Below are 24,328 nucleotides of genomic sequence, written 5' to 3'. Positions count from 1 at the left end.
GCAGCTATATCGTCTCGAGGTCTCCGGCCCGCACCCACCCGACCTTGCCGTCTTCAAGCACGATCTCGAGCCAGGCATCGGATCGCCGGTCGATTCGGACGACGGCCCCCTCGTGGATGGTGAACAGCTGCAGCGACGGATCGTCGGAGGGCGCGCTCTGGACCGCGGTCTCGGTGCGGAGGATCACGCCGCGTTCGGCCCGTCCGATACCGGATTCGCGGACGAGGAGATTCGCCCCGAAGACGAGCGTGAGTGCGGCGGACGTCGCGGCGACGCGCCGGGTCCACGGACGCGGCTCCCTCGCGAGCAGTCGATAGAGGAGGGCGGAGGCGAGGGCGAGGTAGCCCAGCGCGACGATCGCGATCAGCCAGCCCCGAGGCACGAGGCGCACGGCCCAACGCACGACGCGCGGCACCCAGAAGCCGGGGAGGGGCGTGATCTGGTCGGCCGTGAGGGAGCGTGCGAGTTCGAGGTTGGCGCGCACGCTCTCGTCGCCGGGAAGTTCGAGCCGGGCCCGCTCGTAGAAGAGGATCGCGCGGCCCAACTCGCCGAGCTTGAAGTAGGCGTTGCCGATGTTGTAGTGGAGGTCGGCGCTGTCCAGCCCCTCCTCGACCAGCCCGAGCCAGGCGTCGAGGGCGCCCTGGTAGTCCCCCGCCTGATAGAGCCGGTTGCCCTCCTGAAACCGGACGGCGGGCGCCGCCGCGTCCGAAAGGGCCGGAGCGTCCTGCAGGCCGGCGAGCCCGGCCGCGAAGGCGCCGGCCGTGAGGGCGCCGCACGCGAACGCGAACGCCGCCCTCCGTCGCCAGCGCGGCCGCGGGCGCTGGCCTGTACGCCGGAGCCCGGTCGTTCGGCGCGGCATCAGCCGATCTCCCGGGCGAGCGCCGACAGCACCGACTCGGCGCGGGCGAGGAAAGCGCGCCGTTCCTCGATCTCGGCGCCCACGGGGGCGAAGCGCTGTCGGTCGCAGGCATCCAGGACCTCGAGGAACTGGTCGACGGTGGCATCGCGGGCGCCGCGGCCGGCCAGGGCAGGGCGCAGTTCGTCGCGGATGATGCCTGCGGCCGAGGTGTCGAGCTTGTCGGCCGCGTAGCCCTCGAGCGCCTGGGCCGTCTCGGCGTGGAAGGCCCGGGCATCTTCGCCGCCCGCGAGCCGGGCCGCCCGGGCCAGGCGCTTCCGGGCCACGCGGGCCGCCCGGCGGTCGCGCGCGTACGCCTGGTCGCCGGCGAGCCGGTCGCGCCGGCGCCGCACCCCGGCCGCGCCGGCGATCATGCCGAGCGGCGCCAGCGCGACGACCCAGAACCATGCCTGGTCGAACAGCGTCTCGCCCCGGCGGCGGAAGCGCGGCGTGTCGATCCGGATGAACCGGATGTCCGAGCGCAGCGCCTCGACCGAGCCGCGCGCGCGTGCCCCGGGCAGCGCGTCCACGACCGCCCGGCCCGTGACCCGCAGTTCGACCGGGTCCGCCGATGCCGTCTCGTACCGGCCCGCCGCCGCGTCGAAGTACACCAGGTCGACGCCCGGGACGGTCAGCATCCCCGGCGCGCGCGGGATCAGCACGTATTCCCACGTGCGGGTCCCCGACACGCCCGCGTCGGTGGTGCGCAGGCGGTCCGTCACCTCGGGCGGAAAGGCCTCGACCGTGGGCGGAAAGGCGAGTTCCGGCGGCGCCAGCGCCTTGAGGTTGCCGGAACCGGATACCTCCACGCGCAGCGTCACCGCCTCGTTCGCGGCGAGGCTGTCGCGGTCGACCGAACTTTCGACCGCGAGGTCCCCCACGAGTCCGGTGAACCCGGCGGGCCGGCCCTCCGCCGGGAGCGGAAGCACCTCGATCTCTATCGGGCGCGAAGCGGCTCCCGTCGATACGACGTCTCCGAACAGGGAACTCCGGTCGAAGAAGCCCCCGAAGATCTCGTCGAGGCGGTCCCGCGACCGCCGCTGCACGCGCACCTGGGCCTCGATCGCGAGCGGCTCGAGCGTCTTCGTACCGGGCCCCGTCGGGTACAGCGCCACCTTCCGGATGACCGCCGTGGCGTACGCCTCGCCGTCGCGCACCACCTGCTCGACCCGCGGCTGTTGCGGCAGTTCGAACTCCTCGACCCAGAACCCCGGCGTCGGCGGAAGACGCGTCACCCCGTAGGAACTCACGTTGACGCGCGTGTAGAGCCGGTACTCGACGATGACGGGCTCGTTCTCGCGTACCTGGCGCTTGTTCGGCTCGGCGACGACGAACAGGTCGTCCGGCCCGATCGTCCCCGAGTCGGCGGGCCGTTGCGCAGGTGCGCCCCCCGCGCCCGGTCCCGGCGGCGGCGGCGACGACACCCGCAGGCTGAGCGGCTCCGTGGTCAGCGTCCGCCCGCTCGCCTCCACCGCCACGGGCCCGATCTCGAACGTCCCCTCCGCCGTCGCCTGAAAGCGGTACTGCACGGTGAGCGAGACCGTCGTCCGTCCGTTCACGATCCGGACCGAAGTCTGCGTCCCGCTGCTCAGGAAGGCGGCGAAGGCGCTCATGTCGGGGAGCGCCGGATCCTGGTCGAACCGCTGCACTCCCTCCAGCACGACGTTGAGCGTGAAGGTCTGCCCGACACCGACCTCCCCCCGGTCGAGATGCGCGGAGGCCGTGACGTCCTGCCCCGCCAGAACGGACGGGGCCAGGGCGCAGGCCATAAGCCACGCCGGCGCGACGTGCGCGCGGCGGCGAGCGAGCGAGAGGACCCTCATCACCAGTCCCTGCGCGGCCTCGTCCCGCGCGCGGCGGTTCGCGGCTTCCGGTTCACTTCGTCCTGATCCTCCTGAATCGCGCCCAGAAGACGCTCCGCCTCTTCCCTCGTCATCTCCCCCGGCGGGAGAGGTCCGCCCTCGGGCGGTGGCTCGGCGTCGTCCGGGTTCTGCTCGGGTTGATTCCGGTCCTGCTGCTCCTGCTGCTCCTCCGGGTTCTGTTCTCCCCCCTCCGGCGGCGGCTGTCCCTCGGTCTCCTGTTCGTCTTCCTGTTCGTTCTCGCCGTCCCCCTGCTGCTGTTGCTGTTGCTGCTGCATCTGCTCGAGTACGCGTTCGAGGTTGTGCTTGGCGTCGATGTCCGCCGGATCCGCGCGCAACGCCTGCTTGAACGCCTCGAGGCTCTCGGGCAGGGCGCCCTGCCGGTAGAGCGTGTTCCCGAGGTTGTACCACGCGGCCGCGGCGAGTTGCGGATCCCCGCTCTCCACGGCGGCGCGGAACGACTCCAGCGCGGACTCGTAGTTCTCGCCCTGGTAGAGCGCGTTCCCGTCGTTGAACCGGATGATGGGGGAGTCCGGAGCCTCGAGCAGCGCCTCGAGATACTTTTCGTGCGCCTCCGGGTACCGTCCCTCCTCGTAGAGGCGGTTCCCCTCGCGCGTCTCGCCGCGCCCCGCCTGGCCCCGGAGTTCGGACGCCCCCGCGACCCCCAACGTCACGAAAACGGCGAAGGCCGCCAGGGCCGCCCGACTCGTGCTCACGAAAACCTCCCTCTCCAGGCTCGTACCGTCTTCTTCCGATCCGTCCACAGACTCTCCAGGAACAATAGGAGAATCGCGGCGCCCAGGAAGATCTGAAACTGTTCCTCGAACTGCGTGACCTCGCGGGCGTCGATCTCCCGCCCGCCGAGCGACGCCACCTCCTCGATGAGGGCCGTGAGTTCGCTCGCTTCGGGGGTACTGCGGAACAACCGCCCGCCCGTCCGCGCCGCGATCTGCCGCAGCGTGGCCTCGTCGAGTCGTGTGGTGATCACGGCTCCGGTGTCGTCCCGCTTGAACCCGCTCGGCCGGCCGGCCGCGTCGAACTCGGGGATCGGCACGCCGTCCGTCGAACCCACGCCCACCGTGTGGATGATGACCCCGGCGTCGAGGGCCCGATCCATCGCGGCATCGATCCCTCCCTCGTGGTCCTCGCCGTCCGTGACCACGATGATGAGCCGCTCCTCGACCGGCGCGTCGGAGAAGGCGTCGAGCGCGAGTTCGAGCGCGGCCCCGAGGTCGGTCCCCTGTATCGGCACGAGGTCCGTGTCCATCGCGTTGAGGAAGAGGCGCGCCGCCCCGTAGTCGGAGGTGAGCGGGCTCTGGACGAACGCCTGTCCGGCGAAGGCGATGAGGCCGATGCGGTCTCCGTCGAGCCGCTGGATGAGGCGCTGGATCTCGAGCTTCGAGCGCTGCAGGCGGTTGGGGGCGATGTCCTCCGCCAGCATCGAGGTGGACAGATCGAGCGCCACCACGATGTCCATGCCCTCGCGGCGGACGGTCTCCACGCGCGAGCCGAACTGCGGTCGGGCCATGGCCACGACCGCGAACCCCACGGCCGCGAGCACGAGCACCGCCTTCCAGAAACGGGCGCGCGGGTTCACGGTCCGGCTCAGCTGCCGCACAAGCTCCACGTCGCCGAAGCGGGCCAGCGCCCGGCGCCGCAGGGCCGCCCCGCGCCACAGCAGCGCGACCACCAGCGGGATCAGCGCCAGCGCCACGAGAGCCGTCACGAAACCGAACCGGAACACGCCTGCACCACCTCCTGTCTAGGGCAATCTTCTGAGGACGGTCTGCGCGAGCCCGATCTCGATCAGCAACAGGCCGAGCCCGGCGGCGAGCGGGAAAAGGAACAGTTCGCCGTAGCTCGTGAAGCTCTCGACGTCGATCTCGGTCGTCTCGAGCGCGTCGATCTCTTCGTAGATCCGCTCGAGGCTCTCGCGGTCCGTGGCGCGGAAGTACCGCCCGCCGGTGACCTCGGCGACCTCCGTCAGCGTGGGCTCGTCCACGTCCACGGGGATCGAGACGAGACGCCGCCCGAATACGGGGTCGTTGACGGGGACGGGCGCCGTCCCCCGCGAGCCGGCCCCGATCGTGTAGATCCTCACCCCCAGCGCCCGGGCCATGTGGGCGGCGGTGGCCGGGTCGATTTCGCCGCGGTTGTTCCGGCCGTCCGTGAGGAGGACGATGATGCGCGACTCCGCCTCGCTCGATTCCAGCCGCTTGAGCGCGGTCGCGAGCCCGAGGCCGATCGCGGTCCCGTCCTCGACCATCCCCACCTCGAGTTCGGCCATCACCGAGGAGACGGCGGGGTGGTCGGTCGTGAGCGGGGCCTGGGTGAACGCCTGCCCGGCGAACACGACGAGCCCGATGCGATCGTTGCGGCGCCGGGCCACGAACTCCGCCGCCACCTCCTTGGCGGCTTCCAGCCGGTCGGGCGTCAGATCCTGCGCGAGCATCGAACTGGAGATGTCGAGGACCATGACGATGTCGATCCCCTCCGTCGACACGTTCTCGACCGTGGAGGCGGACTGCGGGCGGGCGAAAGCGACGATGAGGGCGGCGAGGGCGAGAAGTCGCAGCGCCAGCGGCACATGCCGCGCCCGGCCCGTCCGCTCGGCCCCCGCGCGGCGCAGGAGCGCGAGATCGGGGAAGCGCAGCGCCCCCGCCTTCCGGCCGCCCTTCGCGAGATGACGGTACGCGAGCGCCGGGACGAGGAGCAGGAGCAGAAGAAGGGCGGGGTCCTCGAAGCGGTAGATCATGGGACCGCCGCCTCCACCGGCCCGGGCTCGGCGACGGGGGCCGGCACGAACTTCGTCCGCTCCACCAGTTCCCGCGCGTCCGCGAGGCTGCGGCGGCAGGTGCCGGCGTCCGGCCGCTGCCTGGCGAATTTCACCAGATCACATGCCTCGAGGAAGCGCTGGAAGTCGGTCCGCGTCGCGGGATCGACGCCGGCGCGTCCCAGGCTCGAGATCACGTCCGGCGTGATCATCTCGAGTGCCCGGATTCGGTACCGTCCCTCCAGGTAGGCGCGGATGATCCGGGACATCGCGATGTGGTACTGCTTGATTTCACCCCGCTCCAGGAGGGGGGACGCCGCGAGCAGGTCCAGCGCCTCGAGGGCGATCTCGTGCGGCGGACGCTCGGGTTCGGGGGGCGCCGCCCGGTCGATGTCGGGCCCGGCCCGCCGGCGGCGGAACCACCAGTAGCCGAGGCCGGCGAGCGCCAGGGCGAGGAGTATCCACGGCCACAGGAGGAGCCAGTTGCGGGCGATCGCGCGCGGGCCCTTCACGTCGCGGATGTCCTCGCCCTCGTCGAGTCCGACCGTCGTCACGCCGATCACGACCGGATCGGTGGAGACGGTCACGCTCCGCTCCGCGCCGTCCGAGAGTTCGATGTCGAACGATGGAACCTCGAGTTCGCCGAGTTCGAACGCGGTCACGCGGAGGACTGCCGGTGTGCGCACACCGTCTCCCTCCGCCGCCGGCGCCGCCTCGCCCACCTCCAGCCCCAGCGCCTCGAACGGCTCCAGCGGCAGGGAATCCGGCCAGCGCACGGTCAGGTCGGCCGGGTGCTCCACCGACAGCCGCAGCGCGAGCGGGTCGCCTACGTGGATCTCCGTCGTGTCCGCCTCGATCGTGACCCGCGGCGTCTGTCCCCGCCCGTCGTCGACCGCCGCGGCGAGGCCCGAGAGGCCCAGCCCGGCCCCGAAGACCGCGGTCCGCCACGCGCGAGAAGCCGATCCACGACTCATGCGCGTCGTCCCCGCTCCTGGAAGAATCTCATCAGCGGCCGCAGATACGGTCGCCCGGGGCTCAGGTCCACCACATCCACCTTGCCGCGCCGGAAGGTCCGGTTCTGGCTCGCGAGTTCCTCGGTCCCCCGCGTCGCGAGCGCCGCGCGGAACTCCCGGTCCGAGGTGTCGACGATGAGCCGCTCGCCCGTTTCCGCGTCCTCGAGTTCCATGAGGCCGATGGGGGGAAGCTCCGCCTCGCGCCGGTCCCGGACGCGGAGCGCGATCACGTCGTGCCGGCGGCCGGCCACGCCGAGCGCCTTCTCGAACGGTTTCGACACGAAGTCGGACACGACGAAGACGACGGCCCGCCGCCGGATGATGCGCGACAGGTATTCGAGTGCCGCGGCGAGATCCGTCGTCCGCCCTTCCGGCTCATGGTAGAGCATCTCCCGCAGCACGCGCAGCACGTGTCGCCGGCCCTTGCGGGGCGGGACGAACTTCTCCACGCGGTCGCTGAAGATGATGAGCCCCACCTTGTCGTTGTTCTTGATCGCGCTGAAGGCGAGCAGTGAGCACACCTCCACGGCGAGGTCTCCCTTCATGCGCTCCCGCGTGCCGAAGTTCCCCGAGGCGCTCACGTCGACGAGCAGCATGACCGTCAGTTCGCGCTCTTCCTCGAAGATCTTGACGTGCGGGGTCCCCGTGCGCGCGGTGACGTTCCAGTCGATGGTGCGGATGTCGTCGCCGTAGTCGTACTCGCGGACCTCGGCGAAGTTGATCCCGCGTCCCTTGAACACGGAGTGGTATTCGCCCGAGAACACCTGGTCCACGAGGCCCCGGGTCGTGATCTCGATCCGGCGCACCTTCCTGAGGATCTCCCTCGGAATCATCCGTCGCTCACCCTCGCCCTCGGCCTGCCCGCCAGCGACCCGCGGCCCGGCTAGGGGACCTCGATGCTGTCGAGGATGCGGTTCACGACATCCTCGCTCGTGACCTCCTCGGCCTCCGCCTCATACGTGATGAGGACGCGGTGGCGCAGGACGTCGAGGGCGACCGAGCGCACGTCCTCGGGCGTCACGTAGCCGCGGTGCCGCAGGAAGGCGTGCGCCCGGGCCGTCCGCGCGAGGCAGATGCTGGCCCGGGGCGAGGCCCCGTAGGCGATGAGGTCCTCCAGATCCTCGAGTCCGTGTTCGGCCGGCGCGCGCGAGGCGAAGACGAGTTCCACGATATATCGCTCGACCTGGTGGTCCATGTAGATGAGGTCGACGGCGCCGCGCGCCCGGAGGATCTCCTCCGGCGAGACGACCGGCCGCGTCTCGGGCGCGGAGCCGACGCCCATGCGCCGCATGATCTCGAGTTCTTCGTCCTTGTCCGGATAGCCGACGGAGAGCTTGAGCATGAACCGGTCGACCTGGGCCTCCGGGAGCGGATAGGTCCCCTCCTGCTCGATCGGGTTCTGTGTCGCGAGCACGAGGAACGGGTCGTCGAGGGGGAAGGTCTCATCCCCGATCGTCACCGTGCGCTCCTGCATGGCCTCGAGCAGCGCCGACTGCACCTTGGCCGGAGAGCGGTTGATCTCGTCGGCGAGGATGATGTTGGAGAAGATCGGTCCCTTCCGGGTCTGGAACTCGCTCCGCCTGGGGTCGAAGATCAGCGTCCCGATGAGGTCTGCGGGGAGAAGATCGGGCGTGAACTGGATCCTCTGGAAGCCGGTGTCGATCGCGTGCGCGAGCGTGCGCACGGTGAGGGTCTTGGCCAGGCCCGGCACGCCTTCCATCAGCACGTGGCCGTCCGCGAGCAGGCCGACCAGCAGCCGCTCGACCATGTATCGCTGGCCCACGATGACGCGCCCGACCTCGTCGACCAGCCGTTCGACGAAGGCGCTCTCCTCGCGGATCTTCTCCTGGATCGCTTCGATGTCGTGACTCACGTCGGGTGTTTCCTCTCCTCTCGAATGTGTGTCGAAGGTGTCCGATGCGTGACGGCGCTCCGAGCGCCGGTGACCAAAGCGGGCGCCTGGATGGACATCTTATCGAATTTCCGCGTTGCCCGGCGGGTCGGCCGCCGGATGCCCCCGCGTTGACGCGAGCCGTCGCGGCGGACACCCTGAGATGGGACCCTTCGCGAGGAGAGCCGGCATGTACGACACCCTGGAATCGAGCCTGGAATCGAGAGCCGTTCAACGTCGCGACTTCCTCCGCTGGCTGGCGGCGAGCCCTCTCCTGGGGGCGCTGGGGGGCTGCGGTGACCTGAGCCTCATCGGTCGCGCGCTCGCGCAGGAGGCGCCGTCCCGGTCGCTTGACGACCTCGTCGCGTCAGCGCAGGAGGCGCTCGATGTGTTCGACCTCGAGAAGGTGGCCGCGGAGACGGTGCCCACGGCGCACTGGGGCTACATCAAGACCGGCGTCGACGGGGAGGGGACGCAAGCGAACAACCGGGCCTCGCTGGAGCGCATCTACCTCCGCGCGCGCCGCCTGGTGGACGTCTCGAACATCGACATGCGCGTGTCGATCTTCGGCCGGGAGTGGCCGACGCCGCTCATGATCGCGCCGGCGGGGAGCCAGGTCGCCTTCCACCGAGACGGCGAACTGGCCACGGCTCGGGCCGCGGCGGCCCGCAACCACCTGCAGACGCTCTCATCCGTCAGTTCGACGGGCGTCGAGGCGGTGAACGAGGCGAGGGGAGAGCCGGTGTGGTATCAGCTCTACGCGCCGCGCTCCTGGGACGCCACCGCCGACCTCATCGAACGGGTCCGCGAGGCCGGCTGCCCCGTGATCGTGCTTACCGTCGATCTCCTCGGAGGGAGCAACCGCCTCACCCTCCAGCGGTACGGGCGGATCGACGACCGGAACTGCGAGAGCTGCCACCGGAGCGGTGGGCGGGCGGATCCCGTCAAGCCGATGTACGAGGGGCTGCCCCAGGGTCCGCCGGACAGCGGGGGGCCGACGATGACGTGGGACTACGTGCACCGTCTGCGCGACATCACCGACCAGCGGATCGTCGTGAAAGGCCTCGTCACGCGCGAGGACGCGGAACTGGCGCTCGAGCACGGCGTGGACGGGATCTGGGTCTCGAACCACGGCGGACGCGCGGAAGGGAGCGGCCGCGCGACGATCGACGCGCTCCCGGAAGTCGTCGAAGCGGTAGCGGGCGAGGTCCCGATCATCGTCGACGGGGGCTTCCGGCGCGGGACGGACATCTTCAAGGGCATCGCCCGCGGCGCCACGGCCGTCGCGATCGGGCGGCCCTACCTGTGGGGACTCGGCGCGTTCGGCCAGGCCGGCGTCGAGCGCGTGCTCGAGATCCTGATCGAGGAACTGCGCATCACGATGGGCGCCGTCGGTACCCCGTCCCTCGCCGACATCGGCCCCCACTCCATCGGCGTCGGCTGAAGAGAGAAACGTTCCCGCGGGAACGTGAAACGACTGCTTCAGGGGCCGATGCCGAGACTCATCGCGAGGTACCCCAGCGCGATGAAGATGATGGGGAGCAGCGTGACGCCAACCGCGATGGTCACGGCGGCCCGGAAGAGCAGGGGGCCGGAGGGGAGGAGTTTGTCGCGGAAGAACTTCTGGAGAGCGATTTCAGCGATGGGCCCCAGCGAATAGGACACGTTGAGCATGACCAGCCAGAATACACTGCCCCGGAGCCAGGCCACGGGGGTGAATTCGCCGTTCACGGCCATGATCAGCGAGCCGACCGTCATCGTGAAGAGTCCGATTCCGCCGACGATGAGGTTGTAGGGGAGACGGCGCTTCTCCCACCAGCTGAGGATCGCCCCTACCCGACGCTCGGCGGGAGCAGGATATAGGAAGTCACCGAGCGCGGTGCCTCCCGGGACGATGCCCGGGGTCAGTCCAACGCCGGACAGTGTGGGCTCGGACAGCGTTTTTTCCTCGATCACTGCTAGGCTCCCAGGAGGGTCGCGATGGTTCCGATCATGAACAGAAGGATGGGGAGCAGCGTGACGCCGACGGCGAGGGTCACGCCCGCGCGGAAGAGGAGCGGGCCGGCGGGGAGGAGGCGTCCGCCGAACATCTTCTCGAGTGCGATCTCGGCCACGGGACCCAGCGAATAGCACAGGTTCGCCATCACGGCCCACCAAATGGCCCCGCGGAACATGTCGATCGGCTGGAGTTGGGCCACCAGCGCCGTGAAGAACGCGCCAACCGTCATTGTCACGAGTCCGGTGGCGCCGACGATCAGGTTGTAGGGGAGGCGGCGCTTCTCCCACCAGCGGATGATCGCCCCGACCCGACGCTCGGCCGGGGCCGGGTAAAGGAAGTCCGCCAGGAAGGTGCCGCCGGGGACGATGCCTTGCGCGAGTCCGCCGGATGGAGAGGTCGAATCGGTCGTGGCGTCGTGCGTCATCCCTGGCTCGTCTCGGGCTCGCGTCGAGGCTGTTGCGGTGGTGGCCGGCCTCCCGGCCCGGCGGTTCTCGCCATGATACGGCTTCCTGCGCGCCTGGGTTCCCTCGGCACCGTCAGGCTACCGGGGCGGCTAGCGCTGGAGCCGCAGCACGAACAGGCCCTCGCGCATGCTGCTGACGATCAGGATGCCGCTGTCGAAGTAGGGGTAGTTCGACCAGGAACCGAGGAAATCCGCGATGTTGGTTTCGGGCACGGTGTCGAAGAAGCCGGCCTCCGCGGGACTTGCCCTCGTCGAAATGTCGAGGATCCGGATCCCGAAGTTGTAGTTCGAATGGTAGAGGATGTCGTCCCGAACGTAGATGTTGTGGTCGATCGCCTCCGTGGGCCCGTAGTGCTCGCTCGCCAGGACCGGGTCGTCGAGATCAGTCAGGTCCCACACCAGCAGGCGTGAATTCGACACCAGGCCGTAGTACTCATCGAGTTCGTCGTTCAAGTAGAAGAAACGGTGGTCCTCGTCGAGCCATCCCTGGTGTGCATAGCTGACGCCGGGATAGTGGGCTGCGGAGAGCGTCGTCGGATGATCCCTGTCCGTGACGTCGGAGACGACGACCGCGGTCTCGTTCGACCCGACGCAGATCTCGCGTCCCGCATGCTCCGCGTCCGGACCGCGGTAGACCACGCACTGGACATCGTGGGTATAACCGGTGCCCCTCCACCCCGTAGCCGGGGTCGCGTGGCAACCCGCGAAAGCCGGCGCTTTCGGGTCCGCCAGGTCGAGCATGTGGAGGCCGCCCCCACAGGTCTCGCCACCGCCGGCGCTCCCGACCAGATAGGCGAAGCCCGTCTCCTCGTTGATCGCGATGTTGTGCACCGAACTCACACGCCCGTACCGCCCGTCCGGCCGGAGTTGGGTGAACCCGTCGAGATCACGGAGTCGCGTGAGGTCGAGGATCTGGACGCCGTGTCCCGTCGCCGCGTCCGCCACGACGTACGCGTGATCCGCGTAGACCTTCACGTCGCGCCAGAGGCTCGGAGCGGTCGGGGAAGGGAGGAAGGCGAGCGGCCGCGGTCCCCACGGATCGGCAAGGTCGACGATCGCGAGGCCGTCCGTGCGCCCGACGAGCGCGTATTCCGTTCCCGTCACCGGATCTGTCCAGCCCCAGATATCGTTCAGGTCGCGGGCGGGCCGGCCGGGCCTGAGTCCCTCCGTGGGGACGTGAGCCAGAAGGTCCACGCCCTCGCAGGGGTAGTTGTCGGCCCGGCCATCGATGCACCGGATCGTGCGCGCGGATTGGCGAACGGCGACGGGAACGGTTGCGTTCGCTTCTCCGGAGGTTGCGGTAACGGTCGCCTCGCCCCTCCCGATGGCGGTCACGAGTCCGGTCGCGTCTACGATGGCTACGGTGGGGTCGCTCACCGACCATGCCACTTCGGCACCGTGCACCGCGTGGTCGAGGGCGTCTCTCACCGTGGCCGAGAGCCGCGCGGTGTCCCCCGGCGCCTCGAAGCTCAGCCGGTCCGGCGAGATGGCGGTCGACGCGGCAGACTGGCGGACGGACACCGGAACGCTCGCCTCGGTCCCCCCTGACCTGGCCGTGACAGCGGCCTGGCCGTTTCCGGCGGAGGTTACGAGCCCGGCAGCATCCACCGTAGCGACCGTGGTGTCGCTCGACGACCAGGCGACTTCCAGGCCGGGAACCGCATTGCCCCGGGCGTCGCGGATGGTGACCGAGATCCGGACGGTATCGCCCAGGGCGTCCAGATCCAGCCGTTCCGGTGAGATGACGGCCGACGCGGCGGACTGGCGGACGGACACGGTGGCAGTCGCGTTGACCTGACCGGCGGCGGCGGTGACGACGGCTTCCCCGTTACCGGCGGCGGTCACGAGTCCGGAACTGTCCACCGTCGCGATGTCGGGGCGGCTCGACGACCAGGCGACTTCCAGGCCGGGGACCGCATTGCCCCGGGCGTCGCGGATGGTGACCGAGATCCGGACGGTATCGCCCAGGGCGTCGAGGCTCAGCCGTTCCGGCGCGATGGCGGCGGAGGCAGCGGACTGGCGGACGGCGACGGGGACTGTCGCGTTCGCCTCTCCCGACGTGGCGCCGACCGCGGCCTCGCCGTTGCCGACGGCGGTGACGAGTCCGGAAGCGTCCACCGTGGCGACTTCGGAGTCACTCGATGACCATGCCACTTCCGAGCCCGGAAGCGGGCGTCCGTCCTGATCGCGAACCGCCGCCGACAGTTGGGCGGTCTCGCCAAGCGCCGACAACCCGATGGTGGCCGGACTGATCGTGACGGTGGCCGGTCGCGGCGGGGCGGGAGCTGGCGGCGGAACTACGGGATTGGTCGGATTGTCTCCGCAGGACAATGCCGCCGCACAGCCGATCAAAAAGGCAGTAATCGGAAAGTATCGTTTCGAAAGCATGCTCCGGCAATGTACGACTTCGCTCCCGGGGGCCGCGCGGGACCCCCGGAGCTTGCTGCGAAAGACGGGGGTCAGCGCAGCGAGGCCGTCAGGCCGCGGATCGCGTCGGCGAGGAGCGCCAGGCGCCGGGCGTCTCCCGGCCCGGCGGCGTTCGCCGCACGGCGCGCGTCCCCATCGAGTTCGGCGGCCACCACATCCAGTTCATCGAGCGTGGCGCTGCGTTCCGCGCCCGACTGGCCTTCGGCCTGGTCGAGCAGCGCCGCGACGCGCTCTCCGCGCTCGGTCTGGATGCCGTTGCCGCGCTGCATCTGGATCAGGTAGGAGCGCGCGACGGCGAAGCTGGCCGGCCAGTCGTAGCGCTCCTGGTTCTGCACGTTGGAGTCACCGACCATCACCGACATGGCGGCGTCGATCTCGGCCTGCGAGAGGTGTTCGCTCGCAGCCAGCTGGAACACGTCCACGCCGCGTGCGATCTCCGCGCCGTAGATCGATCCGTTGTGCCAGTAGGCCGACCAGTAGCCGCCGCTCAGCATCTCCACCGCGTCGAGCGGACCGCGGTCGAAGTAGGCGATCTCGAACGGATTCTCCGGATCGGTGAAGTCGAAGATCGAGAGGCCGCCCTGGTACCAGCCCTGCACCATGATGTCGCGGCCGGGCACCGGAATCATGGAGCCGTTGTGGGCGACGCAGTTCTCCTGCTCCGTCTGCGGCACCGGCAGCTTGTAGTAGCCCGCCGGCTCCATCTTGCGGTCGCGGATGGTGAAGATCGCGTTGGCGCCCCACGTCTCCGGGTCCGAGCCGCGGCAGCGGGGGGCCCCGCCGCCTCCCCATTCGTCCGTGAAGACGATCGCGGTGCCGTCGTTGTTGAAGGTCGCCGAGTGCCAGTAGGCGAAGTTCGGATCGACCACCTGGTCGATGCGGACCGGGTTCTCCGGGTCGGAGATGTCGAGCAGGATCCCGTTGCCCGCGCAGGCGCCGGCCGCGAGTCCCAGATCCGACCGCACCGTGATGTCGTGGCACTGGTTCGTGAGCCGCGAACGCTGGGTTCCCTCTCCGTGGTCGCCGCCCGTCCACAGGCCGGCGATGTCACCCGTCTCCGAGTCGGCGAAGATGCGCGGCATGTTCACGATCTCGGCATCCTCCGGCGCGTCCATCGGCACTTCGATGATCTCGATGCGGAAGAGCGACGTGTTCTCGTCCTCCTCCGCCGGCAGCCCCGAGCAGCCCGGAAGTTCGCTGGACGAGCGCACTCCGCCGGTGCCCGACACGTAGATGTAGACGTGCGAATCATCGCTCGGATCGGTGACCAGCGTGTGGGTGTGCGAGCCGCGACAGGTCTGCACGGTCTTCACCTGGCGGGGATTCCGGGCGTCGGAGATGTCGAAGATCCGGATCCCGCGCAGGCGGGTGGTGCTCACGCTGTCCTGGATCCCTTCCGTACCGCAGTCGAGCCGGGCCGAGGCCTGCTGTACCGACATGAAGAGGAGGTTCTCGTGCACGCTCACGTCACCCTGCCCGCCGGGACAGACGACCGCGACGACGAGTTCCGGCTGAGCGGGGTCCGAGGCGTCGAACACCTGGAAGCCCCAGTAGCTGCCCTGGAAGACGAAATCCCCCTGGAACGCGAGGTCGGAGTTCGTCGGTCCACGCCCGCCCGCCTCGTCGGTGAGGAACGGGTCGGGCTTCGGGAGGCTGATCAACCGCTCCAGGTTGCCGATCGCCATGCCGGCATCGTGCAGGCCGGGCGCGAGCCCGATGCGGGGATCGTCCGGATCCCATTCCCAGACGGCCTCCGGCGGCGGAGGCGGCGGGTCCTGTGCCGCGAGGGCCTCCACGCTCGCCAGCAAGCCAAACGCCATGGCCGGCAGCACGGCCGCCAGACCGATCCGCCGCCGCGCGAACATCATCTCTCTGCGTGACATCTTCTACCTCCCTCGGATTCTCAGGGGATGGTTCAGGGGATCCTGGTCAACAGCTCCTGCATGCGCAGGATCTCCATGTCCTGGTCCGCGTCCACATCCGACGCGAAGCGGTGAATCTCGGTCTCCTGCCCGCCGCCCGGGCTCACGAACAGCTCGGTCACCATGGTCAGCGCGCCCGCATGATGCTTGATCATTCCTTCCAGGAAGAGCCGGTCGAACCCGGAGCCGCGTGCGGCGGCGAGCGCGGCCATCTCCTCGTTCGAGAGCATCCCCGGCATGAGGTCGCCCTCGTCGAGCCCGTGCGCGTGTCCGGCGCCCATCATGGGGGCCGCCTCCCCCCTCCGTTCGAGCCAGCGCGTCATCCAGGCGATCTCGTCGCGCTGCGAGATCTCGATGCGGCGTCCGAGGAGCCGCAGCCCCTCGTGCCCGGTGCGTTCCGGGATGAGGGCGGTCATCTCCAGCGCCTGCGCGTGATGGGGGATCATCCCCTGCATGAAGCGCACGTCCGCCGGGGTGTGCGTGACGTGCTCGAGCGAAGCCGCTTCCTCCACGGTAAGGACGCGGGAGGCCTCACCGGGCGCCCCGGGCTGGACCGTCCGCACCTCGCCGTCCCCCGCGGCGGAACGGCACGCCGCGAGCGCGAGGAACAGGAACCCGATCCCGTGCCTGAACTTCATTCCAGAACCCTCCACCCGGCGGGCCGCTAACTGTCGTCCTGCGTGGCGAGTTCGGCCCTGGCCGCGCGCACCATCTCGCGCACGTCGGCCAGCAGCTGCTTCGCGTCGTACACGATCCCGTCCTTGATCGTATACTTGATGCCGCCGACCCGCTCCATCTCGCCGGTCTCGTCGTTGAGCTTCACCGCGCCGGTTCCGTAGAGCACCTTGAGGTTCTGAAGCGGATTCTCCTCGACGACGACGAAGTCCGCCTTGAGGCCGGGACGGATCATCCCGAAGTCGGGGGCGAGTCCCTTCGGGTCGCTCAGTTCCTGCGCGCCGTACAGGGTGGCCGAACGGATGACCTCGATCGGGTGGAACCCGGCCTCGCGCAGCAACTCGAACTCCCGGATGTAGTCGAAGCCGTACAGCTTGTAGATGAAGCCCGAGTCCGAGCCCGTGGTGACCCGGCCGCCGCGGTTCTTGTACTCGTTCAGGAACTGCATCCACACCTTGTAGAAGTTCCGCCACGCGACCTCGTCCTCCGAGGTCCAGTAGAACCAGTACGACCCGTGCGCGGCCCGGCTGGGCTGGTAGAAGTCCATCTGGCTGGGGAGCGTGTACTCCTCGTGCCAGTCCGCGTTACGCGCCCGCATCACGTCCCGGCTCGCCTCGTAGATCGTCATCGTGGGGTCGAGTCCGAAGCCGAGTTCGAGGAAGCGCTCCTGCAGCGCGTTCCAGCTCTCCGATCCGGGTCCGTCGATCTGGTCCCAGAGCCGGGCCACGCCGCCGAAGCGGTGCTGCTCGTCCTGGTAGTTGTAGTCGAGCGGCCAGTCCTGGATGCTGAAGTCCGACAGCATCGACTCGAAGAGCCCGTAGTAATGGGTCATCATGTCGAGGCCGACCTCGGCCGCGTCGAGCGCGGTCATCCGCCCCACCCCCATCTGGCCGAGGTGCGCGACGGTGCCGAGCCCGTGCTGGTGCGCCTCGTCGATGAGCGCCTCCATGATCGGCGGGTCGTAGGAGCCCAGCTTGAGGCCGTCGATCTTCTGCCCCTCGACTTCCTGCGCCGCGGCCCAGCGCACCCACTCCCGCGCCTTCCCGGGCGAATCGACGGGGCCCTCGTCCCAGGCCTCGCCCGGCCGCACGTACGTGTACATGCGCGGGGCGACGATCTCGTTCCGCGCCGCCTTCGCCTTCTCTTCCAGCGCCCACATCATCGGCCCGTGGCCGACGCCGCGGGAGGTCGTGATGCCGTGTCCCATCCAGAGCTTGTACACGTACTCGGGCTGCGGCGCCTTCGGCACCCCGCCCGTGTGCGCGTGCATGTCGACGAACCCCGGCATGACGTAGTGCCCCGAGAGATCGATCTCGTGCACGCTCCCCTCCGGGTTGTCCTCGGTCTCGAGGTCCGGGCGGCGGTCCTCATTGATGTCCAGTCCGGGGAATCCGACCGACTGGACGGACGTGATGCGGTCGCCCTCGATGACGATGTCGACCGGCCCCTGAGGCGGGGCTCCGGTACCGTCGATTATCGTGACCCCTCGCAGGATCAGACGGTCGTAGGGTCCGTCGCCTTCGTCGGCGCCGCGAGGCGTCGTTTCGGGACGCTCGCCGTCCTGCGCGTGCAGGGCGAACCCCGGTCCCGCCAGCAGGAGGATGGCTGCGGCGAAGAGGGAGCCCCTGCATTTCCAAGTGGTCCTCATAATCTCTCCATCGGTTGGCCCCCGGGGGGGTCAGGAAGTCGCCGTCACCTCGGCGATGTTGCTTTCCCGGGGCAGTCTGATCCGGAACTCGGTGAATTCTCCCGCCTCGCTCTCGACTTCCAGGTCGCCGCCATGTCCGACGACGATATCGCGGGAGATCGACAGTCCGAGGCCCGTCCCCTGCGTGCCGGACTTCGTCGTGAAGAAAGGTTCGAAGATCTTCCGGATGATGGAATCGGGGATCCCGGTACCGTTGTCTCGTATCGTCACGATCACATGTTCCCCGCGGTCCTCCGTCTTGAGCAGAACCGTGGGCGAATAGGAAGCGTCGGCTTCCGCTCGTCGGGCCGCCGTGGCGTGACACGCGTTGGTCACGATGTTCAGGAAGACGCGGCTCAGGTCGCGCGAAATCCCCGTGATCTTGCCCGCATTCTCGTCGAATTCCCGCTCAAGGGTGACGTTGAAGGCGGAATCGGTGCCGCGGAGTCCGTGGTAGGCGAGCTTCGCGTACTCGTCAACGACCCGGTTGACGTTGATGGACTCCGCCTGCCCCGCCTCGTCGCGCGAGTGGGCCAGCATGCCCTCGACGATGCGGTCGGCCCGGCCGCCGTGCTCCCGCACCTTGCTCACGTTCAAATCGAGGTCGGAGAGGATCTCGTCCACCAGCTCCCGGTCCAGTTCACCGTTCTCGCCCGCCGACTCGGCCACCTCCTCCTTCAGCTCCTCGATCAGCTCCCGCGAGAGGACGGCGAAGTTGTTCACGAAGTTGAGCGGATTGCGGATCTCGTGTGCGATCCCCGCCGTGAGCGCCCCCAGCGACGCGAGCTTTTCCTGCATGACGACCTGCTGCTGCGTACGATGGAGCCGTTCGAGCGTCTCCTCGAGGGCATCGTTCTTGGCCTGGACTTCCTTGGCGAGCTTCTCCACCAGATTGAGCCGCTGCACCTCGAGGGCGTGCTGGCGGAAGACCTCCAGCGCCCCCGCCATGTCGGCCACCTCGTCGTTGCCCTCGATCCGCACCTTCGCCTCGAGGTCGCCCTCGGACATGCGCCGGGTGGTTTCGAACAGGCTGCTCAACCTGACGATGAGGGGTCGGCCGAACGTCTTCCAGGCGACGCGAGCCGCGCCGACGGTCAGCAGGATCACGCCGAGCAGGAACCAGAACCCCAGCCGCACGAGGAACTGGGAGCGATTCGCCGCCTCCCGGGCGGTCATCTGGACGCGCTCCATGAGCGCCGCGACCCCGACGTCGAGCACCGCGGTCGTCTGCCGGTTGCGCGTCAGCAGCTCCTCCGCGCGGCCGATCTCCTCCAGTTCGCGCCTCCGCGTCTGGAAGATGCCGGTGGGGCCTGCATACAGCTCCTCGATGGCGCTCACCTCGATAGCCAGCGTGTCCCTCAGCGGGGGGCGGATCTCCGGGAGCGACTCCTGGACATCACTCAGCGCCGTCTCCACGCGTTCGCGGTTGGCGCGCAGCAGCGCCGCGTCCGTCTCCGTGAACGCCTGCTGGATCAGCGTCGTCGCCTCGTTCTCGGACGCCTTGAAGTTGAGGAGGCCGAAAAAAGGCTCGATTTCGTCGAGCGCCTGACGCCGTGAGACAGGAGCCGGAACGTCCTCCAGCTCACGCAGTCCGGTGTGGATGAAGAAATACTGGTCGTCGATCGCTTCCTCGAGCCTCGATCGCAGCCGCAGACCCGACGCCTCGACGGTGGCCTGCATCTCCCCGAGCTGCGTCTGGTAGGTCATCCGGTTCCCGACCGACTCGTGGATCTGGTTGATGCTCGCGACCAGATCCACGGCGAGATCCTCGACCCCCTCGTCCGCTCCCGCCTCGCTCGCAACCTGCCGGACCCAGAGCTGGAGGCTGTCCTGTTCAAGCAGCACGCCGGCCCTGACCTGCTCCAGAGCCGCCGGGTCGGTGGCGGACAGGAGCTGCGGCGACGCCCGCACGAGCGCCTCGCTGTGCTTGGTCACCTGGTGGCCGGCGACCAATGCCGGGATCTGTTCGTCCGTGACCTCGCTCTGCCCGCGCTGCACGATGCTCATCAGCAGCAGCGCGAGGAGGATGGCGCTGATCGTGAGGAGTACGCCGCCGCCCAGCCCGACGACGATCTGGCTCCCGATCCCGAAACGACCGCCCGTCGCCTCTCGAGCCCGCTCGCCGAGTCCGCCCGGGATCCGGGCCAGGACCCATTCGAAGGCGCGGTGGATGCGGTCGTCACCGGCGGTCATCGGGCGCGCCGCGTCGTCAGCGGGAAAGCCGGGTCACGGGGACGAACTCACCCCCCCGAATCACCGTCAGGAAGACGAGATCCGAGCCCTGGTTGTCCCCCTCCCCGTACTCGACGACGAATCCGCCGAGGTCGAGCGGGCCCGATTCCACCAGGGTACGAAGGAAGGACTCCCGCGTGGGCAGGGTCCCGGGGTCGCCTGCCGCCAGCGTCTCGACGACGAGGCGCCCGGCCAGGTAACCCTCGAGCGACACGAACCCCGGTTGAGCCGATGGATCCACCGCGCGCAGTGCGGCCTGGTACCGTGCCACGGCCGGCACGCTGGTATCGAGGGGGAAGGGCACGACCTGCGTCACGACGACCCCGTCTCCCTGACGCCCCAGTTCGTTGAGCAGGGCGTTGCTGCCGACGAAGGAGATGTTCACGAACACCGCGTCGAGCCCGATCTTCCGGGCCCATCTGATGAAGTGCGCCACGGGGGCATAGGCCCCGATGATGATGACGGCCTCGGGGTCGCCGGCCCGGATGTCGAGGAGGCCGCGCTTCACGGCGAGTGTGTTCCGCATGTACGCGGCCTCGCCGACGAGCTGAATGCCGCGCTCCTCCATGGCGTTCCGCGCGCCCGTCAGCCCCGCCAGCCCATAGTTGTCGTCCTGGTAGAAGACCGCGATCCGCCGGAATCCCAGATCCCCGACGAGTCGGTCCACCATTTCCTCGGTCTCCTGGTCGTAGGACGCACGCAGGTTCACGACGTAGCTCTGGTCCTCGCCCCGCAGCAGGCCGGCGCCGGTGAAGGCGCCGATGTAGGGGACGCCCGAGCCGCTCGCGACGGGCTCCGCGGCGTTGGAGGTCGGGGTGCCGACGGCGCCGATGAGGCCGAACACGCCAAGCTCGATGAGTTCCTGCGTATTGGCGACGGCGGCTTCGGGTTCGTATCCGTCGTCGCGGACGACGAGCCGGAGGCCCCGGCCATGCACGCCGCCCTCGCGGTTCGCTTCCTCGAACGCGGCCCGGATGCCGAGGTTCATGTTGCGGCCCAGCTCTCCGGCGGGACCGTTCAGCGCGGCCGACTGGCCGAAGACGATGGAATCGGGGAACACGCCGTCCCCGCCCTCCTGTGCGGTCCCGCCGCCGGCGGGCAGAATGGCGCCCGCCGCCGCGACGGCGACGCGCAGGGCGAGGCGCCGGCCGCCCATCAGGAGGTGTCCCCCAGGTATCGGAGCGCGAGACACGTGATATCGTCGGACTGGGGCGCCTCGCCCGCGTGGTCCTGGGTCGTCTGCACCACGTGGCGGTTGACGTCGGACGCGGTCAGTCCGCCGCATTCCGCGAGGACCTCGGCGAGTTGCTTTTCCCCGAACTCGTTGCCCTCCTCGTCCATCGCTTCCGAGATGCCGTCCGTGTAGAAGAAGAAGGTGTCGCCCGGTTCCATCTGCACGGACCCGCTCGGGTAGTCGAAGGTCGGCATGATTCCCAGGACGAGTCCCGGTTCGCACTCGATCTGCTCGACCTCACCGGACGGCTTGACGATGAAGGGAAGGTTGTGGCCGGCGTTCGAAAAATCGACCCGGCCGGTGAGGGGCTGGAACTTCGCGTAGAACGCGGTCACGAACATCGATTCTTCATTCTCCTTGACGAGCAGGTCGTTGACCTCGCCGAGACACTTCGCCGGGTCGCTCTCCCCGATCGCGGTCCCTTTCAGCAACGTCCGGCTCACCATCATGAAGAAGGCGGCAGGGATGCCCTTGCCGGAAACGTCCGCCATCACGATCCCGATCCGATCATCCTCCAGCTGGAAGAAATCGTAGAAGTCGCCCCCGACCTCGCGGGCGGGGGTCATCCAGGCGTGCATCTCGAAACGGGAGTCCTCGGGGTAGTGGGTGGGAAGAATCGACTCCTGCATGCGGGCCGCGACCCCGAGTTCCTGTCGCAGGGCCACCAGTTCGTCCCGGGAGCGAAGCGCGTCCCTCATCACCTGAAGGTGATCGAGCGTCTTCTGGATCGTCGTATCCAGATCCTCGAAGTCGATGGGCTTCGTCACGAAATCGAACGCGCCCCGGTTCATCGCGGTCCGGATGTTCTTCATGTCGCCGTAGGCGGTGACGATGACGGCCCGGATGTCGAGGTTGAGCTTGTCGAGTTGCCCGAGGAGGGTCAAACCGTCCATCTCGGGCATGTTGATGTCCGAGAGCACCATGTCCACGTCGGGGTGCCGCTCGAGTTGCTCGAGCGCCTCGACACCGTTCTGAGCGAAAACCAGGCTGAACTCGCCCGTGCGGATCCGGCGCCGGAATTTCTGCCGCAGCAGCAGCTCCAGATCGGGCTCGTCGTCTACGACCAGAATCTTCGCCATCAGAATCTCAGTTTGGGGGACGCCGGTCTTGTCTGGAACCGAGTCGATTCGTCATCGTCCGTGTCGATTCGCGAGGCGTGAATCTCCACAAGCCGGGACCGGGCGCGCAATATGTCGGAGCCGGACATCGGGCAGCGAACGAAGGAGGGGACAAGGTTGCGGATCGCCGTGAAGCGGGACCCGAGCGAGCCCAGACGGGTGGCGGACGAGGTCGAACGCGTGTGTCTCGAACGCGGGCTCTCGCAGGACATCATTTTCAAGTTCCAGCTTTCGATGGACGAACTGCTGACCAACGTCATCTCGTACGGGTTCGAGGGGGTGACGCAAGCTCCGGTCATCACGGTGGACATCCGCGTAGACGATGCCGAGGTTGACGTCGTCATCCGGGACAACGGCCGACCTTTCAACCCGATCGAGGATGCGGCGGAGCCTGATCTGAGTCTTGACGCCGAGGACCGCCCGATCGGGGGACTTGGCATTCACTTGACGAAGGCTTTTATTGACAAGCTCGCGTACGAGCGGGTGGATGGTTTCAACTGCCTTACCCTGACGCAGCCGCTGGCTGCCGCCAACACCGAGGAACCAGCAGAGGAACCGCCAGATGAACATTGAGACCAGCTATTCCGGGGCTACCGCCGTGGGGGTGATCAGCGGCCGGGTCGACTCCAGCAACGCCAAGGACTTCGACGGTGAACTCTCGAGCATCATCGACGGGGGAGCTACGAACCTCGTGCTGGATTGCGAAGGGCTCCGCTACATCTCCAGCGCCGGGCTTCGGGCGCTGCTCATCGCCATCCGCAAGACCAATCAGGCCGGCGGGGGACTGGCCCTGTGCCAGGTGCCCGTGAACATCCTCGAGGTTCTGGATGTCAGCGGCTTCGTCCGGCTGACGAAGGTCTTCGACACGGTCGAAGACGCCCAGGCCAGCTTCGCGTAATCCGGTGGCGCCGGCTGGACGCCCGGCGCTGCCCGCCACTCCTTTCTGGCCCGCCCGAATGCCGAATGCGGGATCAGAAGAGAGCGAACGCCTGGACCTTCAGGGACCAGTCGGAACGCTCGCCGGAAGTGTAGAAATCCACGTTCGTGGAGATTCCGTTCCGGCCCACGAAGTAGACCATGACGCCGGGAGTGACGACGGTTCCCGTCACCTTGTCCGGGTTCGCGGCCCCGGAATCGACCCAGCTGACGCGGAGCATCGGCTCGATCGCCCCGAACCGGGACTCCGGTGCGAAGGGCAGGTACCAGAAGGCCATCAACTGGAAGGCCGAGAACTTCGCGTCGTCGTTCAGCTTCCAGTTGCGACCCCGCAGGCCGTTCGCGATCAGGTGCGGGCCATCGAGCCATGTGCCCACCTCCACCTCCGCGCCGTAGGCCGGTACGCCCATAGTCTCGCCCTGCATGTTCAGCGTCTCGTCCAGGGCGAAGTAGGCGGACACGCGCGTGTTTCCGGCCGGGAAAACGGACAGTTGTCCCGACGCCGACTTGCCGTCGTTCACGTCTTCGTTCCCGATGCCCTCGGCGTTGGTGAGTGTGAAGCGGTACCCGAAACGCTCCCCCAGGCGACCCTGCGCGAGGATTCCCGGCTCGTAGTTGTCGAGGCCCAGCGCCCCGGTCAGGCGACCGAAGGAACAGACGCTGCCGACGCCGGGACAGTGGTCCACGCCGGTGACCCGCGCGTCCCGTTCGATGATGGGGAGCCAGGCGTTGGGCACCAGCCAGAAGTACGACATACCCTTCTTGAACTGGCCGAGTTGCACCTGCAGGGCGTCGCTCGGGGTGAGTTCGAGATAGGCCTCGAGCACCGACGCCCCATCGATATTGAACTGGGCGCGTGCCGACACGAGATCGTTGAGCCTTCCGTCCATCGTCACCCACGCCCGCCGGATGAAAAAGGATGATGGGGTGTCATCGGAGCTCGACGCCTCGTACTGGGCCTGGATCCGGGCGCCAAGGGTAACCGTGGACCCGCCGCGGGCCCGGAGCTCCTGGGCCATGGCAGCCTGGACAACGCAGAGCGCCAGCCCCAGCCCGAGTCCGGCGGCCACTCCGATGAAGCGTTTCCTCATGGCGGTATGCCTCTCGTCGAAGATTCGGGTGCACCCCGGTCCCACCCGAAGATAACGGGCTCCGGTCGCGAGGCTACCGGCGGGCCGAGAACCCGTTACGGCGGGCCGAGAAC

The 24,328-nt window shown here is 68.6% G+C and carries 21 protein-coding genes; 3 read left to right on the top strand and 18 right to left on the bottom strand.

Annotation, left to right across the window (positions count from 1 at the left end):
• Positions 1-4: 4 nt before the first annotated feature.
• The 8 genes from ACPXY0_RS12760 to ACPXY0_RS12725 are packed head-to-tail and all read right to left on the bottom strand — an operon-like array spanning position 5 to position 8,413.
• On the bottom strand, positions 5-859 hold the full coding sequence (locus ACPXY0_RS12760) for a tetratricopeptide repeat protein (protein WP_423925123.1): 855 nt from the start codon (positions 857-859) through the stop codon (positions 5-7).
• Complete coding sequence (locus ACPXY0_RS12755; RefSeq protein ID WP_423925121.1) at positions 859-2,718, bottom strand: BatD family protein; 1,860 nt, start codon at positions 2,716-2,718, stop codon at positions 859-861. The genes ACPXY0_RS12760 and ACPXY0_RS12755 overlap by 1 nt, the downstream gene beginning before the upstream one ends.
• Positions 2,718-3,470, bottom strand: a complete 753-nt coding sequence (locus tag ACPXY0_RS12750; RefSeq protein WP_423925119.1) for a tetratricopeptide repeat protein — start codon at positions 3,468-3,470, stop codon at positions 2,718-2,720. Before ACPXY0_RS12750 ends, ACPXY0_RS12755 begins: the two co-directional genes overlap by 1 nt.
• Positions 3,467-4,498: a VWA domain-containing protein gene (locus tag ACPXY0_RS12745; RefSeq protein ID WP_423925117.1), complete on the bottom strand. Its 1,032-nt coding sequence runs from the start codon at positions 4,496-4,498 to the stop codon at positions 3,467-3,469. Before ACPXY0_RS12745 ends, ACPXY0_RS12750 begins: the two co-directional genes overlap by 4 nt.
• Positions 4,499-4,516: 18 nt before the next feature.
• Complete coding sequence (locus tag ACPXY0_RS12740) at positions 4,517-5,509, bottom strand: vWA domain-containing protein (protein WP_423925115.1); 993 nt, start codon at positions 5,507-5,509, stop codon at positions 4,517-4,519.
• Complete coding sequence (locus ACPXY0_RS12735) at positions 5,506-6,501, bottom strand: hypothetical protein (RefSeq protein WP_423925113.1); 996 nt, start codon at positions 6,499-6,501, stop codon at positions 5,506-5,508. The genes ACPXY0_RS12740 and ACPXY0_RS12735 overlap by 4 nt, the downstream gene beginning before the upstream one ends.
• Positions 6,498-7,373, bottom strand: a complete 876-nt coding sequence (locus tag ACPXY0_RS12730; protein ID WP_423925111.1) for a DUF58 domain-containing protein — start codon at positions 7,371-7,373, stop codon at positions 6,498-6,500. The genes ACPXY0_RS12735 and ACPXY0_RS12730 overlap by 4 nt, the downstream gene beginning before the upstream one ends.
• 50 nt (positions 7,374-7,423) lie before the next feature.
• A complete protein-coding gene (locus ACPXY0_RS12725) occupies positions 7,424-8,413 on the bottom strand; it encodes an AAA family ATPase (RefSeq protein WP_423925109.1) in 990 nt (329 codons plus the stop codon).
• 208 nt (positions 8,414-8,621) lie between these two features.
• Between ACPXY0_RS12725 and ACPXY0_RS12720 the strand changes: the two genes are divergently transcribed.
• Entirely contained in the window at positions 8,622-9,875 is a 1,254-nt protein-coding gene (locus ACPXY0_RS12720) for an alpha-hydroxy acid oxidase (protein WP_423925107.1), read from the top strand.
• Positions 9,876-9,913: 38 nt separating this feature from the next.
• On the opposite strand, the gene ACPXY0_RS12715 is transcribed toward ACPXY0_RS12720, so the two are convergent.
• From ACPXY0_RS12715 to ACPXY0_RS12675, 9 genes are all read right to left on the bottom strand, one after another.
• Complete coding sequence (locus ACPXY0_RS12715) at positions 9,914-10,387, bottom strand: hypothetical protein (protein WP_423925105.1); 474 nt, start codon at positions 10,385-10,387, stop codon at positions 9,914-9,916.
• Between the two features lie 2 nt (positions 10,388-10,389).
• Positions 10,390-10,854 carry a hypothetical protein gene (locus ACPXY0_RS12710; RefSeq protein ID WP_419936255.1) on the bottom strand — a complete coding sequence of 155 codons (465 nt, stop codon included), beginning with the start codon at positions 10,852-10,854 and terminating at the stop codon, positions 10,390-10,392.
• Positions 10,855-10,983: 129 nt separating this feature from the next.
• Complete coding sequence (locus ACPXY0_RS12705; RefSeq protein ID WP_423925103.1) at positions 10,984-13,281, bottom strand: choice-of-anchor B family protein; 2,298 nt, start codon at positions 13,279-13,281, stop codon at positions 10,984-10,986.
• A 71-nt stretch (positions 13,282-13,352) separates the two neighbouring features.
• Complete coding sequence (locus ACPXY0_RS12700) at positions 13,353-15,203, bottom strand: LVIVD repeat-containing protein (protein ID WP_423925101.1); 1,851 nt, start codon at positions 15,201-15,203, stop codon at positions 13,353-13,355.
• Between the two features lie 32 nt (positions 15,204-15,235).
• Complete coding sequence (locus ACPXY0_RS12695; protein ID WP_423925099.1) at positions 15,236-15,880, bottom strand: DUF305 domain-containing protein; 645 nt, start codon at positions 15,878-15,880, stop codon at positions 15,236-15,238.
• Between the two features lie 26 nt (positions 15,881-15,906).
• The gene (locus ACPXY0_RS12690; protein WP_423925097.1) at positions 15,907-17,565 is read right to left on the bottom strand and encodes an amidohydrolase family protein; all 1,659 of its coding nucleotides are present in this window, start codon (positions 17,563-17,565) and stop codon (positions 15,907-15,909) included.
• Positions 17,566-17,595: 30 nt separating this feature from the next.
• Positions 17,596-19,797: a sensor histidine kinase gene (locus ACPXY0_RS12685; protein WP_423925095.1), complete on the bottom strand. Its 2,202-nt coding sequence runs from the start codon at positions 19,795-19,797 to the stop codon at positions 17,596-17,598.
• A 16-nt stretch (positions 19,798-19,813) separates the two neighbouring features.
• Complete coding sequence (locus ACPXY0_RS12680) at positions 19,814-20,992, bottom strand: ABC transporter substrate-binding protein (RefSeq protein ID WP_423925093.1); 1,179 nt, start codon at positions 20,990-20,992, stop codon at positions 19,814-19,816.
• Positions 20,992-22,149 carry a PP2C family protein-serine/threonine phosphatase gene (locus ACPXY0_RS12675; RefSeq protein WP_423925091.1) on the bottom strand — a complete coding sequence of 386 codons (1,158 nt, stop codon included), beginning with the start codon at positions 22,147-22,149 and terminating at the stop codon, positions 20,992-20,994. The genes ACPXY0_RS12680 and ACPXY0_RS12675 overlap by 1 nt, the downstream gene beginning before the upstream one ends.
• Before the next feature lie 156 nt (positions 22,150-22,305).
• Between ACPXY0_RS12675 and ACPXY0_RS12670 the strand changes: the two genes are divergently transcribed.
• Together ACPXY0_RS12670 and ACPXY0_RS12665 are read left to right on the top strand one after the other, a co-directional pair.
• Entirely contained in the window at positions 22,306-22,761 is a 456-nt protein-coding gene (locus tag ACPXY0_RS12670; RefSeq protein ID WP_423925089.1) for an ATP-binding protein, read from the top strand.
• The gene (locus tag ACPXY0_RS12665; protein WP_423925087.1) at positions 22,751-23,086 is read left to right on the top strand and encodes an STAS domain-containing protein; all 336 of its coding nucleotides are present in this window, start codon (positions 22,751-22,753) and stop codon (positions 23,084-23,086) included. Before ACPXY0_RS12670 ends, ACPXY0_RS12665 begins: the two co-directional genes overlap by 11 nt.
• A gap of 73 nt (positions 23,087-23,159) precedes the next feature.
• Here ACPXY0_RS12665 and ACPXY0_RS12660 read toward each other — a convergent pair whose 3' ends face one another.
• Positions 23,160-24,215, bottom strand: a complete 1,056-nt coding sequence (locus ACPXY0_RS12660; protein WP_423925085.1) for a porin — start codon at positions 24,213-24,215, stop codon at positions 23,160-23,162.
• Positions 24,216-24,328: the final 113 nt, after the last annotated feature.

This window comes from Candidatus Palauibacter sp. (genome assembly GCF_965237495.1).
Lineage (GTDB): Bacteria > Gemmatimonadota > Gemmatimonadetes > Palauibacterales > Palauibacteraceae > Palauibacter.
The sequence above is the reverse complement of the archived record's forward strand: the minus strand, read 5'-3'. Positions and strand labels throughout refer to the sequence as shown.